We start from the raw sequence: 22,189 nt of genomic DNA on the forward strand, positions 1-22,189 counted from the left end.
CTCCCAGGCTTTCCTGGAAGTAGAAGTACAGTCACCATCTAATTTTCCTTGGTTAAGATGGGCGCACTGTTGCGGAGATTCGACAATGCGTTACTCGCAGGACCATAAAGCCCAGACCCATCAGCGCATCATCAAGGAAGCGTCAGCACGATTTCGCAAGGACGGTATCGGCGCCACGGGTCTGCAACCCTTGATGAAGGCGCTCGGGTTGACCCATGGCGGCTTTTACTCACACTTCAAATCAAAAGATGAGTTGGTGGAAAAAGCCCTTCAGGCTGCCGGCGGTGAGGTCGATACGCTCTGTGCGATGCTCTTCGCCGAGGAGCGTCCTTTGGACGCATTCATTGACTGCTATTTGTCCCAATGGCATGTGACATCCCCACATGAGGGTTGCCCATTGCCGACCATGTCTTCGGAAATGGGCTTGCGTGGCCAGGCGAGCCCTACCACCGACGACGTCCTCAACGCCCGGTTGGAACAAGTGGCGAGCACCTTGAAAGGTGACACCGCTGACGATCGCAGCCTGGTGATCATGTCGACGCTGGTCGGCGCACTGGTGTTGTCGCGAAGTGTCGAGAACCCGCAACTGTCGCAGCGGATTCTCGATGTCACCCGCGATTACCTCAAGCACATGCCGGATTAGCCCGCCCAACGCTTGAACAGCACGCTCGCATTGACCCCGCCGAAGCCGAATCCGTTCGACAATGCATATTCGATAGGCATCGGCCGTGCCTGGCCATGAACGATGTCCACGCCTTCACTCGCCGGATCGGGATTGTCGAAATTGAGCGTGGGCGGCACCACTTGATCGCGGATCGCCAGCAACGTGAAGATCGCCTCAAGCCCGCCAGCCGCACCGAGCAAATGCCCGGTGGCGGATTTGGTCGATGTCACGGCAATTTTATTCTCCGCGCCAAACAACGCCTTGATCGCGGCCAGCTCGCCCAAGTCGCCGACCGGCGTGGATGTAGCATGCGCATTGAGGTGCTGCACCTGACCCGGCGTCACGCCAGCCTGAGCGAGCGCCAGTGTCATGGCCCGTCGTGCGCCGCTGCCGTCTTCGGGGCCGGCGGTGAGGTGATAAGCGTCCGCAGTGGTGCCGTAACCGACCAATTCAGCGAGTGGTTGCGCGCCGCGAGCCAACGCATGCTCCAAAGACTCGATCACCAACAGGCCGGCGCCCTCGCCCATTACAAATCCGTCACGACCGCTGTCGAACGGACGTGACGCACGCTCAGGCGTCTCGTTGTAGCCGCTGGACAATGCTCGCGCTGCAGCGAAACCGGCGAGGCTGACACGGTCGATGCAGGCTTCAGCACCTCCACAAACGGCGATATCGGCCTCGCCGGCGCGGATCAAACGCGCAGCATCACCAATCGCCTGCACGCCGGCAGCGCACGCCGTCACCGGAGCGCCCAGCGGCCCTTTGAACCCGTGTTGAATCGACACGTGACCGGCCGCGAGATTGACCAGAAACGATGGGATGGTGAACGGCGACAAACGCCGGGGACCACGGGTATCGGTGGTTCTCACCGCTTCGGCAATCGCACCGAAACCGCCCACGCCCGAACCAATGATGGTTGCAGTGCGCTCTTGCGCCTCGGCATCGCCGGGTTGCCAGCCGGCTTGCTCCACCGCCTGCCGCGCAGCCTCCATGGCGAACAGAATGAAACGATCCATCTTCTTCTGTTCTTTCGGCGACGTGGCACGATCCGGATCAAACCCGGCCTCGCTATCTTCCGTAGCTGTCGGCACAACACCGCCGACGCCAGCCGGCAAATCAGCGACCACCTCTGGCGGCAACTTGCGCAACCCCGAACGCCCTGCCAGCAATCGCTGCCAAACCGTTTCGACACCGCTGCCCAACGGCGACACCAAACCCATGCCGGTGACCACAACACGACGCTGATCCATGACGCAGTACCTCAAATCGATTCAAAAATGTCTTACTTGTAACGTTCGGCCGCAGAACTGCGAGAAAGGTTCGGCGCCATCACATAACGGGCCGACACAAAGGCCTGCCAGTCCCCGGCATCCGGCAACGATGGAATAGTGATCAACTCGCCCTGATCCAGACCAGCCAGTGCTGCATCAACCATCTCACCGGCCTCCATCACCATTTCCGCCGGGATACCGCTGGCATCGATACCGGAGCGCTCCCAGATTTCAGTCCGCGTGACGCCCGGCAACACGGCTTGCACCTTGACCCCAGTGCCATCCAGCTCGGCGTTGAGCGATTGGGTCAGGCTCAACACGTAAGCCTTGCTTGCGCTGTAGGTCGCGTTGAAACGCTCAGGAAACAATGCAACGACGGATGCAATGTTGATGATCGTGCCACGGCCCGCCTTGGTGAACCCGGCGGCCGCAGCCGAAGCCAGTCGAGTGACGGCAGTGACATTCAGTTGAATCAACCGCTCGAGTTGATCCACATCAGCGTTGGCCAGCAAACCGTCGGCAGCGACGCCGGCGTTATTGACCAGCAGGCTGATGCTGGAATCGCTGCGCAGGCGTTGTTCGAGTTTCAGCACATCATCCTTTTGCGTCAGATCGGCTTTCAGTACTTCGACCTGCACGCCGTGGGATTCACGCAGCGCGTTCGCCGCTGAATCGAGCCGTTCTTTATCACGAGCCACCAACAGCAAATCAAAACCACGCGCCGCCAGACGCTCGGCGTAAATCGCACCGATGCCCGATGAGGCGCCAGTGATCAGGGCAGTACCGTGGACGTTGGACGAATTCATGAAATGGCTCCTGGAACGATTGGAGGAAGATCGCCACGGAAGGATATTCCGACGCAGCGCAAATTATTATAGGCATAATCTTGAAGCAATATGATAGCCATAATTTTAAGCTTCACGATCAAACTCGCTGCGCCTGCGTGGATGTCGGCTGCGCCAGAAAGCAAAAAGACCGGTCAAATGACCGGCCTTTCCATGGTTGAGTGAACAGCTTAGTTCACTTCCAGCTTCTCACGATTGCGATCCAGAATTGCCTTGCCGATCCCCTTCACTTCCAGCAACTCCTCTACCGAAGAAAACGGCCCATTGGTTTCACGATACGCAACAATCGCCTTGGCTTTGGATTCACCAACGCCCGAGAGCTCCTTTTGCAAAGTGCCCGCATCCGCGTTGTTGAGATCGACTTTTTCACCGTTGGCCGGCGCTGAAATATTCAACTCCAACGGCGCCTTATTGACCTCCGGCACCGCAGCGGGTGCGGCAATGGCGGCAATCGAAGCGCTGGTGAGCAGGGCAAAAACCAAAGAGTAGAAATAACCGGTACGCATGAGAGATGCTCCATCATCGTTTGAGAAAGCAGCTTTTCCGAAGCTGCCTCTCAAACTTAGGCGATGGGGAGCCAGTGTCAAAAATGGGTGCGTTACAGGATGTGAAACAATCAGGGTTGGAGCCGATGCTGCTGATAGATCCAGTCGACAATATCGCCATCCGGTGCATAGCCACTGACGGTGTCCCGTAGCAACTGACGGACTTTCGCGTAATCATCCAGTTCGATCGCAATCAACAGCTCATCCAATCTCGTCTTGAAGACATCCCATGGCAGATGATCCTCGTTGGCACTCATGATCATCGGATGCCGCGTCGCAACGACGTTGTCGCCGATCAGCAACTCTTCGTACAGCTTCTCACCAGGGCGCAGGCCGGAGAATTCAATTGAAATATCGCCGTGAGGATTCTTTTCCGAACGAACACTGAGACCTGAGAGATGAATCATTTTCTCCGCCAGTTCGACAATCTTCACCGGCTCTCCCATATCCAGTACAAACACATCGCCACCCAACCCCATGGAACCCGCTTGAATAACCAACTGAGCCGCCTCGGGGATGGTCATGAAATAACGGGTAATCTTCGGATGGGTGACGGTCAGCGGACCGCCGGACTTGATCTGTTTGTGAAACAGTGGAATGACCGAACCGGACGAGCCCAGTACATTGCCAAACCGCACCATGGTAAAGCGGGTTTTGTTGACACGCGAGACATTATCCTTGTCCCCGAACAGCACAGGCGCCAGCTCACGACTAAGAGCCTGCAATGTCATTTCCGCGAGCCGTTTAGTACTACCCATCACGTTGGTGGGACGTACCGCTTTGTCTGTGGAAATCAATACGAAGTTCGACACCCCGGCCTGCAGCGCTGCCTGCGCCGTGTTCAGCGTTCCGATGACATTATTCAATACGCCTTCGGCAATATTGTGCTCAACCATCGGAACATGCTTGTAAGCGGCAGCATGGTAAACCGTGTCGACATTCCAGGTTCTCATTATGTCGAGCAATTTATCCTGATCGCGAACCGATCCCAGGATTGGCAACAACCGAACGTTCAACGATTCACGAGCTATTCGAGGTTCCAGTTCGGACAGGATGCTGTACAAGTTAAATTCGCTATGCTCGACCATCAACAAGGTAGTTGGCTTTAGCGCAAGAATCTGTCGACACAGTTCGGAGCCGATCGACCCGCCCGCCCCTGTCACCAAAACAGATAATCCTGTGATGCAATGCTCCAGCAAATCGGGTTGTGCTGGTACAGCATCGCGTCCGAGTAGATCCGCAATATCTACTTCTTGAATATCATCGACCTTCACTCGGCCGCTCGCCAGATCCATGAAGCCCGGAATACTGCGAACATGCAGCGGAAAGCCCTCAAGCAACGTCAATACCTCTCGACGACGACCGCGCGAGGACGACGGTATCGCCAACAGAATTTCCTGAGCGCCGGTTGAATCGATCATTTTTTGGATATGTCGTGGTTCATAGACCTGAAGCCCGGCGATCACCCGGTCGGCGATACTCCTGTCATCGTCAATGAACGCAACCGGGCGCATCACTCGACCCATGCGCAATGCGGCGACCAGCTGATTGCCCGCAGCGCCAGCACCATAGATAGCAACCTTCGGCAGGCCATCATCACGGTTAGTGAACGGCACGTGCTGAGCGGCAGTGAACCAGTCGCCCAAAAAGTATTGCCGCATCACCAGGCGCAAACCGCCGATCATGATCAGGCTCAGCCACCAGTAATTAAAAATGATCGAGCGTGGTACAACGGTTGTATGGTTGCTGTACCAATACACAGCGAGAGCCAACAGCAACGCTGAAAGGCTGACGGCCTTGCAAATGGTGATTAATGCATCGTTGCCGAAGAAGCGCATGACTGCGCGGTACATGCCAAAGCGAACAAAGATGGGGATGGCGATCAACGGTGCAGAGCCAAAAAGCCAAAGATGCGTTTGAATCGGGCTGGCCATTGCATCAACTCCCAGCCGAACGACGAACGCCAGCCAAAGCGCGACCCAGACCAACACAACATCAGTAGCGACCTGGACTGCACGCTTGTGTCGTCTGGGCAGACCAAGCAACGTTACCCTGAAATTATCCATAAAACCTTTGCACACTCTGGCCAGCTCCTAAGCATTCCGTTCCTGCCGCATGCGGTACGACTAATAACCGCAAATCCTGTAACTACGACAACCAAACCTTACCCTTAAATCAATTCTTCTCAAGCTCACCTGCATGAAACCTGACGGCCAGCCAAACCAACGGTGCATAAGCCACTAACAATGCCAATGACCCGTCTACATTCCACAAAACAACACTCGCCGCCACCGGCAACAACCAAAGTACGTTGATCGCAGCAACCGTCAGTGTCACTGGCAGATGCCGACCGTACTGGCGCGAAGCGAACTGATAAGCGTGACTGCGGTGAGCCTCGTAAACCTTGTCTCCTCTCAACAGGCGACGTATAAGCGTGACAGAGGCATCCACAATAAACACGCCCAGCAAGATCAACCAGACCCATAGCAGCTGCGGTGAGTACGAGGCCGCTTGAATGGAGAGCAAAGCGAGGATAATCCCTAGAAAACCACTGCCAGCATCTCCCATGAAAATCCTTGCGGGAGGGAAGTTCCAATAAAGGAAGCCTGCTACAGCCACTGCCAGTACTAAAGGTGCCGCCAGCAAATAGTCAAATCCTCCCAACCAATAGACCAACGAAGCCCCAACGCAGGCACATATAGCCTCGACACTTGCGATGCCGTCGATACCATCCATGAAGTTGTAGAGATTGAGCATCCAGACTATATAAAACGCGGCGCAAATATGGCCCAGCCATCCAAGATCAACGCTGTAGCTCGCCACACTGATGACAGGGAGTCCATTAAGCCAGGACAACGCCCAGATAGCGGCGCAAAAATGCCCAAGAAGACGCCAGCGTGCAGCAATATGGCCATGATCATCAAGAAAACCCAGAACAGCGACTGCTGTACCCGCACCTAAAAATGCATAAACACAATTCCATGTCAGCGCGCCTGCTAATCCCATCAGAGGCACAGCAACAAGAAAACTCAGCACAATGGCGACCCCTCCCCCGCGGGGGGTCGGAACCGTGTGCGAGCTTCTTGCATTGGGGACATCGATCAGACTGCGACTCAATGCGTAGCGTCGTAATATCCAAGTCAAGAAATACGCCGAGAAACAGACGGCAAACATCAACGGAAGCAAGAACGTCATTAAAAACTCCATTTGTCAGCCCGTTCGTCAGGATGACAGCACCAAAACTAGTTGGAGCCAGGTTCAAAATCTTTCGCCACTTTTCCCAACCCTCCATCAAGGCCTTCGATTGGATTCCAGCCAAGCAAGTCACGAGTCTTGTGAATGTCGACCTGAAGAGAGCCGTTGAGGCGTCGAGCTATATCCTTGCGTCCCAATACCAATGCCAGAGCATTCAGGAACATTGAAGGCACTGGAATCAGCCGAGCGGGTTTTCCCAACGCTTTACCCATGCGAAGCAAAAGCTCTGTAGTAGAAACATCCTCATCATCACTGACCATGAACGTCTGGTTAGCGGCACGCGGATGATCCAGGCAAGTAACGATCAAGTCCACCAGGTTATCGAGCGAGACCAGACTGCGTTTATTTCGGATAGCGCCGAATGGTAAAGGAACACCTTTATCAAGCCACTTCATCATGCTGCGAAAGTTGGCTTTCACACCCGGGCCGTAAACCAACACGGGACGAATGATAACAACCTCGATCCCGAATTGCTCAGCAATGCTCCGCAACCCTTGCTCGGCCTCCATTTTTGAAACCCCATAAGGATCCATGGGCGATGGCGTATCATCCGCAGTAAAAGGATGACCAGGAAAAGTTTCCTCTCCGTTAACCTTGATTGAACTGAGAAAAACGAAACGCTTGACGCCAGCCTCCGCCGCTCTACGTGCCAAATCCAATGTGAATTTCACATTGACTTCACGAAAATCCGCCAGCGGATCAGCTGAATTGTCGTTCATCACGTGCACTCGTGCCGCACAATGGACAACTGACTGTACGTCATCGAAATCCATTGCTGAAATATCTGGATCTTTGGAAAGCACTGACACTAGAACTTCCGAAGGAAACTGCATTTCAGTCTGACGAACCAGCGCGATGATTTTTTTATTCTGACTAGACAACAGCCGTCTGATCAAAGCACTACCGACAAAACCGTTAGCACCAGTAACAAGGATCTTTTCATTCATGATCAAACGCCCGCTCAAGCTTTGAATAAATATCCAAATGCTGTTGCACTATGTTATCCACATTAAATTCGTTTTCGGCCAGCACACGACCCGCTGCGCCCATGCGCTGGCGCATAGTTTTATCTTCAATAAGCAACTGCAGACCATCTGCCAACGCAACGGAATCACGCACGGGAACCAATAGCCCAGTAACATCTGGGTCGATGGCATCGCGACAACCTGGAACATCCGAAGTGACGACTGCACGACCGCAGGCCGCCGCTTCGACCAAAACCTTCGGTAGTCCTTCGCGATAAGACGGCAAAGTTACAAGATGCGCATCTGCGAACAACGCGGCTATGTCTTTTCGATAGCCCAATATCTCGACTAGGCCTTCATCACGCCACGCATTTGTTTCGGCTTCAGTAATAGTGGCCGGGTTGCCTGGATCAATGGCACCAATCAGCTGATAACGAGCCTTGATCCCCCTGTCACGAAGAATTCTTGCCGCCTCGACAAACTCAAGAACCCCTTTGTCTCGCAGGAGTCGAGCGGCGAGACAAATGACAGGCAAATAACTATCGGACTCGGGAACACATGGATACAGACCAAGATCAACGCCGGAACCGCGAATGAGTTCGGCCTTCTTTAGATCTAGTACACCCAGGCCGGTCAATAGGTCACGGTCATCCGAATTTTGAAAAATAACCCGCAGATTCTTTTTCCCGAGTGCCAGCCAATAAAAAAAACTCACTACTTTACGCAACAACGTAGCCTTGAATCCCCGCAAAAGAAACACGAATCCAAGGCCCGAGACCGCCGCGACTACTGATTTTACCGGCGCCAAACGGGCCGCGATCCCACCATAAATGACAGGTTTTATGGTAACCAGATGCAACATGACCGGTTTGATACGCCACAATAAGCGCCAAATAAAGAACAGTGTAAAGAGTTCTCGGAGTGGATTACTTCCACTTCTGGACATAGGCAAAAGGTGATGGATAAAGCCGCTATCCTCAATCCTCTTGACGGCATCGCCGTCCATGGACGCAATATGAACGCGATAGCCCGCTTTTCTGGCTCCCTCTGCCACCGCCAAGCGGTGAGAAACAAAAAAAGCAGGATCATTCACAATCATCAGAAATACGGGGGCCATCAAAATTCACCTAGCCAAGCTTGAAACATTCCATACGCTCCTCTGATGTCCAGCCGATACAGCATCCGTCGAAAACAGGCTATTCGATTAATGCTTACCCCAAACAGTTCGATTTATATAATCAACGTAACTCAACACCACCCTAACCACCTGAATAGACACGGGGCCGCCTTTATAATCATTTACAACCGGAATAACCCGGTTGTGACGATCATGTTGATCGGTGATGATCTTCACAGCTTCCAAAACGCGGTCAACTTTCAAGCCGCTCATGATCAAGGTGCCCTCATCCATGCCTTCAGGTCTTTCGTGGGCATTGCGGATGGTAATGGCGGGCAAGTTAAGCAAAGACGCTTCTTCTGTAATCGTTCCGCTGTCAGAAAGCACACAGAATGCAGACATCTGCAACTTGATATAGTCGAGCAACCCGAATGGCTTCATGAAGTGAATCAGCGGATTATCCATTGCTACGCCGATAGCTTCTAGACGTTTGCGAGTACGCGGATGAGTCGAAACGATGACCGGATATTGATATTGCTCAGCCAATGCAGTAAGCGTATCGACTAGATCCTTCAAGTTGTCAGGACTGTCGACATTCTCTTCGCGGTGCGCGCTGACTATAAAAAATTTATCTTCTTCCAGAGACATTCGAGTCAACACGTCAGACTGAACAATCTTAGGTAGATAAAAATCTAAAACCTCAGCCATGTGTGAGCCGGTTTTGATGATGGTCTCGGGCCGAACGCCTTCAGCGATGAGATAGCGTCTTGCATGCTCAGTGAGAACCATATTGATATCACTGAGATGATCAAGAACCTTGCGATTCAGTTCTTCAGGCACGCGCTGATCGAAACAACGATTTCCTGCTTCCATGTGAAAAACAGGTATCTTGCGGCGTTTTGCCGCAATGACCGCCAGACAGGTATTAGTATCTCCATACAACAACACGGCATCAGGTTTTTCTAGTTCAAAAATGCCGTCCGCTTTACTAATTACTTCAGCAATCGTCTGCGCTGCCGTCTCGCCTACCGCACCTAAAAAATGATCCGGCTTTCGGATTTCAAGCTCGTCAAAAAAAACCTGATTCAATTCGTAGTCGTAATTCTGACCCGAATGTACAAGTACGTGATTAACTTGCCTGTCCAGCTCGGCAATGACACGGCTCATTTTGATCAGCTCAGGACGCGTACCAACCAGCGTCATTACCTTAAGCATTCAGAACCTCCTGGATGTAATCCAGTTTCAGCAATACTTCTTTGATAGCCTCGACCGAGAGTCGCTCAGTATTGTGAGAAGTGTAGTCGTCCAGTTCAGAGATTCTTTGCTCGCCCTCGACGAAGTACTTTTTGTAGTTGAGGTCGCGGTTATCCGCGGGAATTCGATAATAACGACCCATATCCTCGGATTTGGCCATCTCCTCTCGAGACACTAAAGACTCATATAGCTTTTCACCGTGGCGCGTTCCGATAACTTTTACAGGGGACTCGCTTCCCAGCAATTCCTTCAGAGCCTCTGCTAGCTCACCTACCGTGGAGGCCGGGGCTTTTTGAATGAAAATATCCCCTTGCTGGCCATGCTCAAATGCATGCAACACGAGATCAACGGAATCTTCTAACGACATCAGAAAGCGAGTCATTTCGGGGTCAGTTACTGTTAATGGCTCACCACTTTTGATCTGACCGACAAACAATGGAATGACCGAACCACGTGACGCCATAACGTTTCCGTAACGTGTGGCACAAACAATCGTACCACCCTCGGGGATCATTCGAGATTTCGCTACCATCAGCTTTTCAGCCATTGCCTTGGAAATGCCCATGGCGTTGATCGGGTATACAGCTTTATCTGTACTCAGTACAACAACGCGCTGAACGCCACTTGCAATTGCTGCGCTCAGAACATTGTCAGTACCGTTGACATTCGTTTTAACAGCTTCCATTGGATAAAATTCGCATGAAGGCACTTGCTTCAGTGCAGCAGCGTGAAAAACATAGTCAACGCCTATCATTGCTTGTGCCAGACTTTGATAGTCCCGTACATCCCCAATGTAAAACTTCACTTTATCGTTGGCCAACGCGATGCGCATATCTTCTTGCTTTTTTTCATCGCGGCTGAAGATGCGTATTTCTCGAACGTTGGTATTAAGGAATCGTTTAAGAACAGTATTACCGAAAGAACCAGTACCTCCAGTAATCATCAAAACTTTATCATCAAACATAATGCCACCCAAAATTATCCAAAATATTCAACAGACCCAGTCTCGTCAGATTCCGGGCTTTAACAGTGATTGCGTGGCAATTGCCGGCACAACCGTGCCTGTAAAAAGTCACTCAGAACCTTGTCTCTGAGCATCATGCATCTTACCAATCAAGTCGGGCCAGGCTGGAGCAGTATAACCTGTAGCCGTACGGAAACGCTCTCCATCGAGTGACCGATCAATTTCCAGGTTTGCATCAGGGTTGATCTCAATATCTTTCCCGTATCGAGCAGCAACTAACTGTAGCAATTCCAGCTTATTGATTGGAGAAGAGGCTACATGGTACAGGCCAGACAGCTGGGGATTCGTTAATACATAATCCTTTATTACAAAGGCCAGTTCGACTGTAGGCAGACCGCTAAAAATAGCTTTGGAATAGCCTTTCACCGATTTTTCCTGAGCAAGAAACCATTCAACGAGTGCAAATCGGCTGTTCAATTCATGGCCGATAATTGATGTTCGCAAGGTAATTGCATTCGTACGATTGTAAACCTCGCCGATATACTTGGATTTGCCATAAAGATCTTCGGCATCCGACAGATCCGTTTCTTTATACATCCCTACGCGACCGGAAAAAACACAGTCAGTGCTGATATGAATCAGGCGAGCCTGCATGAGCCCACATAATTGAGCAAGCCGATGCGGCAGCATGGCATTGACAGGCAGGGTAATCAGCGGATCCTGAGCATGGGCCAGTTGTTTGATCAGCCCAACACAGTTGATTACGACTTCCGGCTTCACCTCTTCCAGCACTCGAATCAATGCGTCTTGGTCAAGGACATCAACCCCGGCCAACAGCCTGGCTTGTATGTCTTCGTTGAAGAAGCGCTTCGAAGACTCACTACGAATTGTTCCCCAGACCTCATGGGAATCATCTTCACAGAAAACGCTAAGCACCGAACTGCCCAGCATTCCGGAAGCGCCGAGGATTAATATCCGCATAAATATATCTCCAATCGTAGATTTTCACAGCTCGAACCGATTATTGACCGGTCAGCATCAATTCAGAAGTCGATCCGTCACACCCTTCTCAAGAGCAAACCACGTAAATGGGTAGTTACGGTCGCGACCTCTTGAACTCGTAATATTTGTAGGCAGATATAATAAACAAGAACAAATGGAATGAAAACCAGCAACCAATAATTTGCGAATAGATCGTTGATCCAACGCAGGAACGCATAGGCAATCGCGCCGCCGATCGCACAAGTGATAAACATCTTGAAGGCTGCTAAAAATAGAATTGAAGGTGCTTCTTTTTGAACCAGATAGATCGCTGCGACACAGTTGACGACTGTAGAAATCACAGCCGCAATCGCCAGCGCTTCCAATCCATAAGTTTTATAGAAAAAGAAACATATGGTGGAATTAAGCACCAACGCAGCCAAAGATAGAAATACGGGCGTAAGTGTATTTCCATGAGAAAAAAACACACGATTCATAATATCTCTAATCAAGCACAATGGCAGAGCAAGCAATACGATGGAAAATATCGACCCGACTTTCATCACATCATCACTCATGAATTTCCCGCGATGAAAAAGAGTAGCGACAATCTCGTGGGAATAGAAACCCATGTACAACACTATCGGGAACGAGCAAATAATAACAATTCGAATACATGTAGTCAGATAACGCAGAAGTTCCGCCTGATCATTACGCGCAGCCACAGCCGCGATGCGCGGAAACAACGAAGCCGTCAGGAAGACGAGGAAAACCGACAAAAATATTAGGTTCAATTTATTCGCATATGCAAAAACAGAAATGGCACCAACGCCTAACTCTGTAGCGAAGTAAACAGCTACAAATCCGTTTAGCTGCTCAACATAGAAAGAAAGCACCGCCGGAAGGAAAAGAAATACGAAACGTTTATCAACAAAATAGCTGAATACAGCATTCATCTTGAATACATAATATCTCCGAGAAAGGGAAAAATTGACTAATACTAAAAATAGCCACGAGAACACACCCAACACCAGCACCCGCTGGAAATTCTCCACCGAATTATAAAAATATAACCCGCCGCAAAAAACCACATTATTTACAACTGGCACTATGTAACTTGGAAGCACGACTCCGTTGACCGACTGAATCGAATTAAACAAGGAAACGAGCGTTGACAATACAAAAGTCAACGCCATGATCGACAGATAGACTGTAGAAAGTTCCCGAACTTTATCGCTTACATCCCCCGAGAAAATCATAACCAGCAAATGCGAAGCACCAAATGCGAGCACAGCTATACATGCAGAAATAGCAAAAAAGAAGAAAATAGCTGAAGACAACCCTTCATTCAGTCTTTTCCTGTCGCCCGTTTCCATTAGACGTGAGTACAATGGGACGATTAAAACAGGTATGGCGGAATAGATCGCCATGTATATTACAGATGAAATGGAATTAGCCAAAAAAAAGGCATCTGTAACACTAGATACGCCGTGATAGAACGTAAAGGCCAAGTCTTTCAAAAAGCCCGTGGCCTTACCCAGTAAAACCAACCCCAATATCAAAACAAGACTTTTATATCGACTCATGAAAATTCACCCTTCGCAGGTGCGGATTCAACCAGGCGAGATTCTAATTTCTTGTTTGCAAAATATAACCATCCCGAAACGAGTAATGCTAGTACAATCACACCGGCCAGACCGTGCATAATCTGGTTATTAGCGTAACTGAATATCAGTCCCATGGAGCAATAGATGAACAGAGGCCCAGCAAACGGGTTACTTGCCTTAACCGCCTGCAACCAGAATCTCGCATAGAAGAAAGCGAAAATCGGCGTTATTGCGAGAACACCAAAGAAGCTGATATCAGAAGCCATCCACGAAAACAGTGAATGCCATTTATCCATTCCCCAACCATATTCAACTCCGACACGGTAAGGATATGTATGGTCAAAAACTGCTCCATTGCTGGAAATCGCAATCTCAACGATCCGACCTAAAGAATATGAATTACCGACAAAATAAGTCCATTCAAAAGGCAATGTCAGACTGAGATATAGTCCATATAAGCCATTTGTGAAATATCCCAAAAATATACCTAAGGCAAGCCCATAATCGAAGCTTACCCAATTGAAGATCGCAGATCGTTCGTCCCACGAAATAAGTGGGTGAGTCTTTTCATAGATGTTATCCAGTGTTATGCCCGCCGCCTGATAACGTTGACGAAGGATTTCAATAAACATCAGAAAAATCGCAGCACCAGCAATGCCCGCCACGAGCACAAGTGAGGGCTTGAAGCGGGCGCGCTTAGAAGCAAGATTAATCATGGTGCAAAAAAAGGTGAATATTATTATGTCGCCAAGATATTTTTGTTTACCGCTACCGATGACGTTTACCAGTAGATAAGTAGCGACGATAAAAAGAAACGCTAAGCGCGGAATTTTTTTCATTGCTGAGAAATAGTAAACACCGACCAAGATAAGAAACAGAGAAAGTGCCTGATCCAAGATATTCACTATGTACATAACATCAACTTTAGCCTGGCCCCGCTCATAGTCCTTATAGCCAGCGACGTAATTTTCACCTATGTTATTTAAACTGAAACCGCCGCCTGACGAAAGAAAAAGATAAAGCTGGATGAGAGAACTTACCGCCCCCAGGAGCAATAAAAATTGCACTAAACGCCTGACTCTTCGATACGTAAACTCACGCTCCGCCAATAAGTTTTCAGTTGGCCTGTAACTACCTCGCGCACCAAAAATATAGCCAACAGAAAACAACAGCAACATACAGCCGATAAACGGAACCAGCACGAGATAGTCCATACCCCTGTATTCGATCGGCCCTACAAACAGACAGAGCAAAACGAACAATGAATAGCCAATGTACAGATTTAACGGCAAATATCTGTAGCTTAAAATTTTCATATTTTGTTGAATATCTTCTTGTAGGCCAAAACCTTTTCGTTTCCTACCAAATGTCCAATTTTCAACGATTTGTTCTGAGCACGCTCAAGAAAATCCTTAGTTAAGCTAACGACGCGGGCAGGATTACCTGCAACAATAGTTCCATCAGCGACGTCTTTAGTAACAACAGCGTTCGCGCCTACGATGCAGTCGTTACCAATTCGAACATTTGGAAGAATTAAAGCTCCCATTCCGATAAAGACATTATCACCAACAATAATTTCGCCCGCCAATTCGAGGTCGGGAATGGCCTGTCTGAAGGGTAGCGTTGAACCGTCATGACATACAAACTTAGCTTTTATGCTGATAAAAACATTATCACCAAGGGTAACCAGGTAAGGTTCGGTGCTGAACATCTCATAACTGGAGCCATAGATCGTTAGCCGACCTTTTGTGCTGACGCCTATCTTTTTTGCATACGAAACTGGATATAGAACCGCATGCAACATATTAAACGGCGCTGAAAAAACCTTTAGTAACCGTCGCGCACTCATATCAAACTCCAACCTCATCCAAAAATACCGCAACCTTTAGCGAGTAATTTCGATAGTCAAACGCATTGGACGAATAAGCCTTTTGCTTGATCGAACTAATCTCATCCGGTGTGAGCGCCATCAATTTCTTGACTAACTCTAACTCCTTGCCCCGATCAGCCAAGAAGAGACAGTCAACATGCTCATAACTCTTGAGACTGACCATTTTATTAGATATTACAGGGGTTCCGCAGCTAACTGATTCTGCCAACTTCGAAGGGAACCCAGCCAGTGTTACCCGGTTTTGGTCTCTGAAAAAAATGCTGAAATCGCTAGACCCAACTTCACGTAATATGTGCTCGTTAGGCTGTCTACCATTAAAAATGACACATTCAATCATTTGTCCCAATTTATCTTCATGCTCTGGGAATACGTGTAAATAATATTCTTTCGTAATGCCATAAATGGCAAAGCTAAAATCTTCACCATCACTGTAAAGCTGGTAAAAAATATCGATACACAGATCCAGACGCTCCTTAAGGTTAGAACGCTTTACATTCACGCGACCCGCGTCAAAAGGAGATCCTACATAAATAAATTTTTTCTTCGCGCCACCGTCTCTAACTGCAGGTGGGCTAAATTTATTGGCATCGAACAAAGTAGGAAGTTCAACAGTCAATTTGCCCATGTCGTTGTAGAAATTGGTTAGATATCGACTGGTCGTTATAACGCCATCTGCCGCTTTATGAACAAATTTCATCCGCAGTGAAGTGTCCACGAATTTGATTATTCGATGAAAAATGCTTCCCGCGCTTGCGTCATACCATTCTGTGGCATCGGACATTATTTTGACTTTGGTATCTTTATAAACCCTTCCAATTCGTAACTGGGCAAGCGCTGGATAATTGTAGCAAACCACACCAACGACACGAGAACGCTGCTCTTTGTCCGCTAAAAAAGATAATATCGCTGACGAGCCTGATACGTATTTCAACCAGGAAATACTACCTTTGGGATAAGGGACACTCCAGCACTCGAAATCAAAGAAATCCTGTCTTCTTAATACTTCTTTAGATGTACATGAGCTGTCCACCCCAATAAAAACTACACGATACCCGAGCTCACGGAATATTTTACCGTTTGCTAAAACTCGGTGCGCCGCGGCATTCCTATCAGGCAACTCGAAGCCACCTATATAAATTATTGTACCTTTGTCCATATCAAAATACACCACACGCCGAAATCACTACGAAACACTCTACAAACACAGCGTATCAGGCTCAAGACTTCTTGCCGTCAGCGCTATACAAAGCTATGTACCAAGGCATCGCTAACGAAATACCCGATTGAATATCGTAAGCGGGCTCGTAACCGAGGTTTAGTCGCGCTTTACTAATATCAGCTTGTGAATGCCGAACATCCCCTTCACGAAAATCACGGTAAACAGCTTCCTTCGTGTACAGGACATCGTTAACTTTCAACGCTTCGGAAAGATAGGCGAAAAGTTCATTGAGAGTTGTGCGATCACCTACAGAAACATTATAGATTTCATTCTTTGCGCTAGACTCTGCGGTGGCGGCCAAGAGGTTGGCTTGAATAGCATTATCCACAAAACAAAAATCGCGACTGGTTTCTCCATCGCCGTTCATGAACACGCTTTCGTTGCTTATCATCGCGTCAGTCCATTTTGGAATTACTGCCGCGTATGCACCGTTTGGATCTTGCCGCTTCCCAAACACATTAAAATAGCGCAAACCGATTGTCTTGAACTGATAGCAACGAGCGAACACGTCGGCGTACAGTTCATTAACATACTTGGTCACCGCATATGGAGACAAAGGACTGCCGATTAGATTTTCAACTTTAGGCAAGCCAGGGTGATCGCCGTAAGTTGAACTGCTGGCGGCGTATGTGAAACTGCTTACCTGCGCGTCACGCGCAGCAACCAACATGTTGAGAAAACCGGTAATATTATTTTCGTTAGTCGTTATGGGATCATTAATCGAGCGAGGTACAGACCCCAGCGCGGCCTGATGCAATACGTAGTCGACACCAGCGCATGCACGGTGGCAATCTACTAAGTTGCGGATATCGCCTTCAATGAAGGTAAGCCGCGCCCATTGCTCTTCACTTACAGACTTACGTACCTCATCGAGATTTCGCTGATGGCCTGTCGAGAAATTATCGAGACCGACAACGCGCTGATCTAGCTTAAGCAACTTCTCCAAAAGATTGGAGCCAATAAAGCCAGCAATCCCGGTTACAAGCCAAGACTTAGGATCGTTGGGTAGTGACTTTAGCAATGTTTCATAGCGCATTATTAATATCTACTTTAAGGTTAAGAAATCTTTACTCAGAGTATCTAAAAGCTTTTAAGTCAAAGCCTCAGATCCGCCTCGTCAGCGCTCAACAGATATTTAAGGTCGTAAAGTACATGCTGGGGCTTTCCTAGACGACGAATGTTTTCGGCGCCCATGCGTTTGAATTGGTCATGGGCTACAGCCAGGATAAGGCCGTCGTAAGCTCCTGCACATGGCTCGGAAATCGGTAGAATTCCATATTCGTGCTGAGCTTCTTCAGCCGAAACCCATGGATCATAGATATCTACACTTATATTGTAGTCGGCCAGTTCGCGAATGATATCAACCACCTTCGTATTGCGCAGATCTGGGCAGTTTTCTTTGAATGTCAGACCCATAACGAGCACTCGAGCACCGTCTACGTGAATACGTCGCTTAAGCATGGCTTTAACGAGCTGCGAAGCCACGTACGCACTCATGCTATCGTTAAGGCGACGACCAGCCAGGATAATTTCAGGGTGGTAGCCAATAGCCTGAGCCTTATGAGTAAGATAATAAGGGTCAACGCCGATACAATGGCCACCTACCAGGCCGGGTCGAAACGGCAAGAAGTTCCATTTCGTTCCGGCAGCCTTCAACACCTCTTCGGTATCAATGCCCATTTTATTGAAAATAATTGCCAGCTCGTTGATGAGTGCAATATTAAGATCACGCTGGGTGTTTTCAATAACCTTTGCAGCTTCTGCCACTTTAATGCTGCTGGCCAGATGAGTACCAGCAGTGATGATCTGATTGTACAAAGCATCCACTAGTGCTGCCACTTCTGGCGTTGAACCGGACGTCACTTTTTTAATAGTCGTAACCCTATGCTCTTTATCACCAGGGTTAATTCGTTCAGGGCTATAGCCTGCAAAGAAATCGACGTTAAATTTCATGCCCGAAACTTTTTCTAGCACTGGAACACAGTCTTCTTCAGTCGCACCTGGATAGACGGTAGATTCATAAATGACGATATCGCCTTTTTTCAAAACTTTACCGATACTCTCGGAGGCTTTGATCAGCGGTGTCAGATCAGGCTGTTTGTATTGATCGATTGGTGTAGGAACAGTGACGATGAAAACGTTACAATCACTCAGCTCATCCAATTTCGAGGAATAGCCCAAAAGAATTGCTTTCTTTAGCTCTTCACTAGATACCTCAAGTGTCGAATCATGACCAGCCTTTAAAGTATCAATACGGTGCTGATTAATATCAAACCCGACGACAGAGCGGTGCTTGCCAAACTCTACAGCTAAAGGCAAGCCGACATAACCCAGGCCAATAATGGCTAATTTGATCTCTTCCAGCTGGTGCATAATCGAACCCACATTATAAATAATTGAAACGTTTCAAAATTAAATCTGACGCTAAACCACCCATCAGGTTTTCGCGGCCAGCTCAACCATAACGAACATTTTTTTTCAATGCCTTCTTATCATGGATCCTCATCGCTTACTGATAGTTTCCAAATGGAAAATGCCGAACCGTCCAGAGGATTAGCTAGCGCGCCTTCGATCATAACATGATAGTTTTTTTTGGCTCAGACTTGGAGCCTTATCTTGCATACTGAAGAAAATTGTGTGGATGCCTTTGCTGGACGCGTCTTCCATAGCTGAATGATCCATATTTTTGATAGATTATGTCTTCTGGCTTGATATGTAATCAAAGCGCATCTTGAAGGACAATGATGCAGATGCGCTGGTGTCTCGCCTGCACTGAATCAATTCGCAGCATTATACGCCTATGCTAGGCGTATTTGCTGGGAGCAAAAAGGTACCGCCTACCGGATAAACGGCCCTTTTACAAGACTCGATTTCGCTTGATCTAGCAGCATTAATGCATGAGATTGATTCTTACAGCCTGCCAGTTTGGCACTAGCCGAGCCCACGACAGCCGCAAATTTTCGGCCAAATTAGAGCGTATTGCTTAATAAATAGCCTCCACTGGCAATGCGCTCCAATCAACCCATTAAGATAAAAGGTAATATGCAGCTATCGAAGGGAGAGAATAAGCGAGAACGGCGGGTTGAACGCTCGGCCTTGGAACTTACTTTCCGGCCGAGCATACTTTATAGCGGATTTCGTGGAGTGGCGAATGCTCAAGAATCTTCGTTCTGTTGCACCAACCTAAACAATGAAGATCATCAGACTTATGATAATGCGCCTTCATCTTTTTTGTGACCAAAACCAACCCTGATCAGCGCAATGAAACTACCAATGAATAATCCAGCGATCAAACCCAGTATGATAATAATGGCTTTGCGAGGCTTAATCGGGCTCTCGGGAACCTCGACATTACCATCCTGCCTGTAAACAGAAATACTTTCCGGATCGACTTTCATATGATTGTAAAAACTGTATTGCATCTGCAGTGGACGCAATTCCTTGATAAACGCATCATCGGACGATCTAGCCTTAAATACATCGACTTCTGCAGCCAATGCTTTACTCCCCCGCTGATAATCCAATTTATCACTTGTATCTAGAACGATATCAACCGTGGCGGAAGAATGAACTGATGGCAAAGTTAAACCGATACTCTCTGCAATCTTCAACCCCTCTTCCAATTGCTGAATACGATCCTCGCGAATCCGCTGTGCGGTTTCTCGCAAGCTAGCTATCTGTTGCTCCAAGTTACGAGCGCTCACCAATGCCTCGGCTTTGACGTTTTTTACCAGTTCCGCCTCGGCCGCTTCGCTGGCACGCTCCACATAATTCTTGGCCCACTCCGTGGCGCGAACTGGGTCTTCGCCTTGTACGATCACCGAGAAACGATCGGGCGTGTCCTTACCCGGCCCCTTGACCATTAATACGCGAGAAAAGCGCTCATACAACCGGTCAAGCGGGGCTTTTCGGTCAGAATCATCCAGCGAGGGTAGATAGACGCCTTGGAAAAACTTCTGCCGCAGGGATTCACCTTGAAGATTTCTGGCGAATACTTCATATACATATTTGATGGAGTAAGGATCTAGGTCAGTGCTTTTGCCGCGACCATAATTTAGTTCGGCAATATCGTTTTGCGTTGGAGGCATTATTACGAGCTTGGACTCATAAACTGGCTTACTTAAAAATGCATAAGCAGCTGCGCCAACAGTAACCAGAAAAGCGACCGCAAGAATAAGTTTTTTTTGAGCCAAAAGCCGTCGCCCAAGCGCAATCAGGTCAATCTCATCAGAGACATGAGTTTCAACATGATTATTTTGCATTTGCGACCTCACTTCCTTTAACCGCTATTGGATTTGCGAAAAAACTGGACGCATCGAAAGGGATCACCAGCAAGGCCCCGGCAGTTGCGACAGGGAGTTCAGCCAAGTTAAATACGATCAAAACGCACCCAATGCAAAGAGTTTGTAGTAAGTAATTCATGAATCAAAGACATCGACAGGTTGATTACTTCAACCGCCGACGCACAACAATGAGCCACGAGAGTAATGGGCCGATCATCATACCAGCGAGAAGCGCTAACAGCACTAAAACTGAAACAGGAAACCGCGGCACTGACAAACCGAAGAGCAGCAGTCCGACAGACTGGTTGTTCTCCAGCACGAACATAACGACGATGGCAGCAATGAACAGTGTGAACAGGACAAACGCAAATCGCTTAAAGCTTCGCATGACTACACCAACGCACTGACTTTCCGTCAAAGATCATCCTCTTCCTCCTCGTTTACGCGATCTCGCAGTTCTTTTCCCGGCTTGAAGTGAGGAACGAACTTGCCGTCAAGGCTAACGGACTGGCCGGTTTTAGGATTGCGCCCCACACGCGGCGCTCGGTAGTGCAAAGAGAAACTACCAAACCCACGGATCTCGATACGATCACCAGTGGCCAGGCATTGGGACATTTGTTCAAGCATGGTCTTGATGGCCAACTCCACATCCTTGGATGAGAGCAGCCCTTGATGGGTGACAATTCGTTCGATCAACTCCGACTTCGTCATATTTTTCCCTTCTTTTTCAAGCAGCTAGATCAGCGCTTGAAAGGTTTTAGCATGCCATGAAGAATTTGAACAGCCCAAGGATTGACATATCTTCATCCACGCCGGGACGCGCTTTTTCAGGGCAATGCGAATCACCCAACGGCACTGATTTCACCGACAGATCACCAGCATGGTGCGAGTCAGGTAACCCGCCGGATTGAACCCAAAGGGAAACTCATCTTCCTCTTTTGCATCATCCGACCTAGCTATCACTTTGAAGCCAGCACCCCCGCACTCCTTGGCTGCTCTCTTTTGGCACTTCTCCCAACCGGAGCCCAGCCCGGAACAATCCACTTCTATGCCGCTGACACCACGTACAGCATGCGTCTTGGCATTTGTGGTACAGCCCGCCAGTGCCAATATCGCGATGAATACCATTAGCCTGCTCATTCAGCTCCTTATGCCGAGCGCTATGCTCGACTGTCGCTTTCAAGGCTAAGCCTAGCCGTGAATGGACAATTGATCCGACTATGAAACAGACAACTCGTTGAAATGATTGGTTCGACCCCACCGGGAACGCATCGAGCTGGCCAAATCGCAGACACAAAAAAGGGCGACCGAAGTCGCCCTTTTTCATG

Annotated in this window: 21 protein-coding genes; 1 reads left to right on the forward strand and 20 read right to left on the reverse strand. The window is 48.7% G+C overall.

Translation table 11 applies throughout. The features are described from left to right. The first annotated feature begins 85 nt into the window (after positions 1–85). Entirely contained in the window at positions 86–643 is a 558-nt protein-coding gene (locus tag GIW69_RS05295; protein WP_236481083.1) for a TetR/AcrR family transcriptional regulator, read from the forward strand. Here GIW69_RS05295 and fabF read toward each other — a convergent pair. From fabF to GIW69_RS05395, 20 genes are all read right to left on the reverse strand, one after another. Continuing rightward, on the reverse strand, positions 640–1,914 hold the full coding sequence (gene fabF / locus GIW69_RS05300; protein WP_236481084.1) for a beta-ketoacyl-ACP synthase II: 1,275 nt from the start codon (positions 1,912–1,914) through the stop codon (positions 640–642). The genes GIW69_RS05295 and fabF overlap by 4 nt on opposite strands. 32 nt (positions 1,915–1,946) lie before the next feature. After that, positions 1,947–2,741, reverse strand: a complete 795-nt coding sequence (locus GIW69_RS05305) for an SDR family NAD(P)-dependent oxidoreductase (protein WP_236481085.1) — start codon at positions 2,739–2,741, stop codon at positions 1,947–1,949. Positions 2,742–2,950: 209 nt separating this feature from the next. Next, positions 2,951–3,286 carry a helix-hairpin-helix domain-containing protein gene (locus GIW69_RS05310; RefSeq protein WP_236481086.1) on the reverse strand — a complete coding sequence of 112 codons (336 nt, stop codon included), beginning with the start codon at positions 3,284–3,286 and terminating at the stop codon, positions 2,951–2,953. Between the two features lie 110 nt (positions 3,287–3,396). Beyond that, a complete protein-coding gene (locus GIW69_RS05315) occupies positions 3,397–5,391 on the reverse strand; it encodes a nucleoside-diphosphate sugar epimerase/dehydratase (RefSeq protein WP_236481157.1) in 1,995 nt (664 codons plus the stop codon). Positions 5,392–5,500: 109 nt separating this feature from the next. Continuing rightward, entirely contained in the window at positions 5,501–6,520 is a 1,020-nt protein-coding gene (locus GIW69_RS05320) for an MraY family glycosyltransferase (RefSeq protein WP_236481087.1), read from the reverse strand. Positions 6,521–6,567: 47 nt separating this feature from the next. Further along, positions 6,568–7,527, reverse strand: a complete 960-nt coding sequence (locus GIW69_RS05325) for a UDP-glucose 4-epimerase family protein (protein WP_236481088.1) — start codon at positions 7,525–7,527, stop codon at positions 6,568–6,570. Next, positions 7,520–8,662, reverse strand: coding sequence for a glycosyltransferase family 4 protein (locus GIW69_RS05330; protein WP_236481089.1), 1,143 nt, complete (start codon positions 8,660–8,662; stop codon positions 7,520–7,522). Before GIW69_RS05330 ends, GIW69_RS05325 begins: the two co-directional genes overlap by 8 nt. Positions 8,663–8,749: 87 nt before the next feature. Next, positions 8,750–9,877 (reverse strand): non-hydrolyzing UDP-N-acetylglucosamine 2-epimerase, encoded by a 1,128-nt coding sequence (wecB, locus tag GIW69_RS05335; RefSeq protein WP_236481090.1) that lies wholly within the window; start codon positions 9,875–9,877, stop codon positions 8,750–8,752. Continuing rightward, positions 9,870–10,880, reverse strand: coding sequence for a polysaccharide biosynthesis protein (locus tag GIW69_RS05340; protein ID WP_236481091.1), 1,011 nt, complete (start codon positions 10,878–10,880; stop codon positions 9,870–9,872). Before GIW69_RS05340 ends, wecB begins: the two co-directional genes overlap by 8 nt. A gap of 108 nt (positions 10,881–10,988) precedes the next feature. After that, on the reverse strand, positions 10,989–11,861 hold the full coding sequence (locus GIW69_RS05345; protein ID WP_236481092.1) for a dTDP-4-dehydrorhamnose reductase family protein: 873 nt from the start codon (positions 11,859–11,861) through the stop codon (positions 10,989–10,991). 77 nt (positions 11,862–11,938) lie between these two features. Next, entirely contained in the window at positions 11,939–13,447 is a 1,509-nt protein-coding gene (gene murJ, locus GIW69_RS05350) for a lipid II flippase MurJ (protein WP_236481093.1), read from the reverse strand. Next, positions 13,444–14,682, reverse strand: a complete 1,239-nt coding sequence (locus tag GIW69_RS05355) for a hypothetical protein (RefSeq protein ID WP_236481094.1) — start codon at positions 14,680–14,682, stop codon at positions 13,444–13,446. Before GIW69_RS05355 ends, murJ begins: the two co-directional genes overlap by 4 nt. A gap of 98 nt (positions 14,683–14,780) precedes the next feature. After that, positions 14,781–15,317, reverse strand: coding sequence for an acyltransferase (locus tag GIW69_RS05360; RefSeq protein WP_236481095.1), 537 nt, complete (start codon positions 15,315–15,317; stop codon positions 14,781–14,783). Between the two features lies 1 nt (position 15,318). Continuing rightward, the gene (locus GIW69_RS05365) at positions 15,319–16,515 is read right to left on the reverse strand and encodes a glycosyltransferase family protein (RefSeq protein ID WP_236481096.1); all 1,197 of its coding nucleotides are present in this window, start codon (positions 16,513–16,515) and stop codon (positions 15,319–15,321) included. A gap of 61 nt (positions 16,516–16,576) precedes the next feature. Next, a complete protein-coding gene (locus GIW69_RS05370; protein WP_496570896.1) occupies positions 16,577–17,617 on the reverse strand; it encodes an NAD-dependent epimerase/dehydratase family protein in 1,041 nt (346 codons plus the stop codon). Positions 17,618–17,673: 56 nt separating this feature from the next. Further along, entirely contained in the window at positions 17,674–18,951 is a 1,278-nt protein-coding gene (gene tviB, locus GIW69_RS05375) for a Vi polysaccharide biosynthesis UDP-N-acetylglucosamine C-6 dehydrogenase TviB (protein ID WP_236481098.1), read from the reverse strand. An 833-nt stretch (positions 18,952–19,784) separates the two neighbouring features. Next, complete coding sequence (locus tag GIW69_RS05380; protein ID WP_236481099.1) at positions 19,785–20,840, reverse strand: Wzz/FepE/Etk N-terminal domain-containing protein; 1,056 nt, start codon at positions 20,838–20,840, stop codon at positions 19,785–19,787. Positions 20,841–21,024: 184 nt separating this feature from the next. Next, the gene (locus tag GIW69_RS05385) at positions 21,025–21,249 is read right to left on the reverse strand and encodes a DUF1049 domain-containing protein (protein WP_236481100.1); all 225 of its coding nucleotides are present in this window, start codon (positions 21,247–21,249) and stop codon (positions 21,025–21,027) included. Positions 21,250–21,275: 26 nt separating this feature from the next. Next, complete coding sequence (ihfB, locus tag GIW69_RS05390; protein WP_236481101.1) at positions 21,276–21,572, reverse strand: integration host factor subunit beta; 297 nt, start codon at positions 21,570–21,572, stop codon at positions 21,276–21,278. 150 nt (positions 21,573–21,722) lie between these two features. Continuing rightward, positions 21,723–22,001, reverse strand: coding sequence for a hypothetical protein (locus GIW69_RS05395; RefSeq protein WP_236481102.1), 279 nt, complete (start codon positions 21,999–22,001; stop codon positions 21,723–21,725). Between the last annotated feature and the right edge of the window lie 188 nt (positions 22,002–22,189).

The organism is Pseudomonas syringae (assembly GCF_021605415.1).
Taxonomy (GTDB): domain Bacteria; phylum Pseudomonadota; class Gammaproteobacteria; order Pseudomonadales; family Pseudomonadaceae; genus Aquipseudomonas; species Aquipseudomonas syringae_S.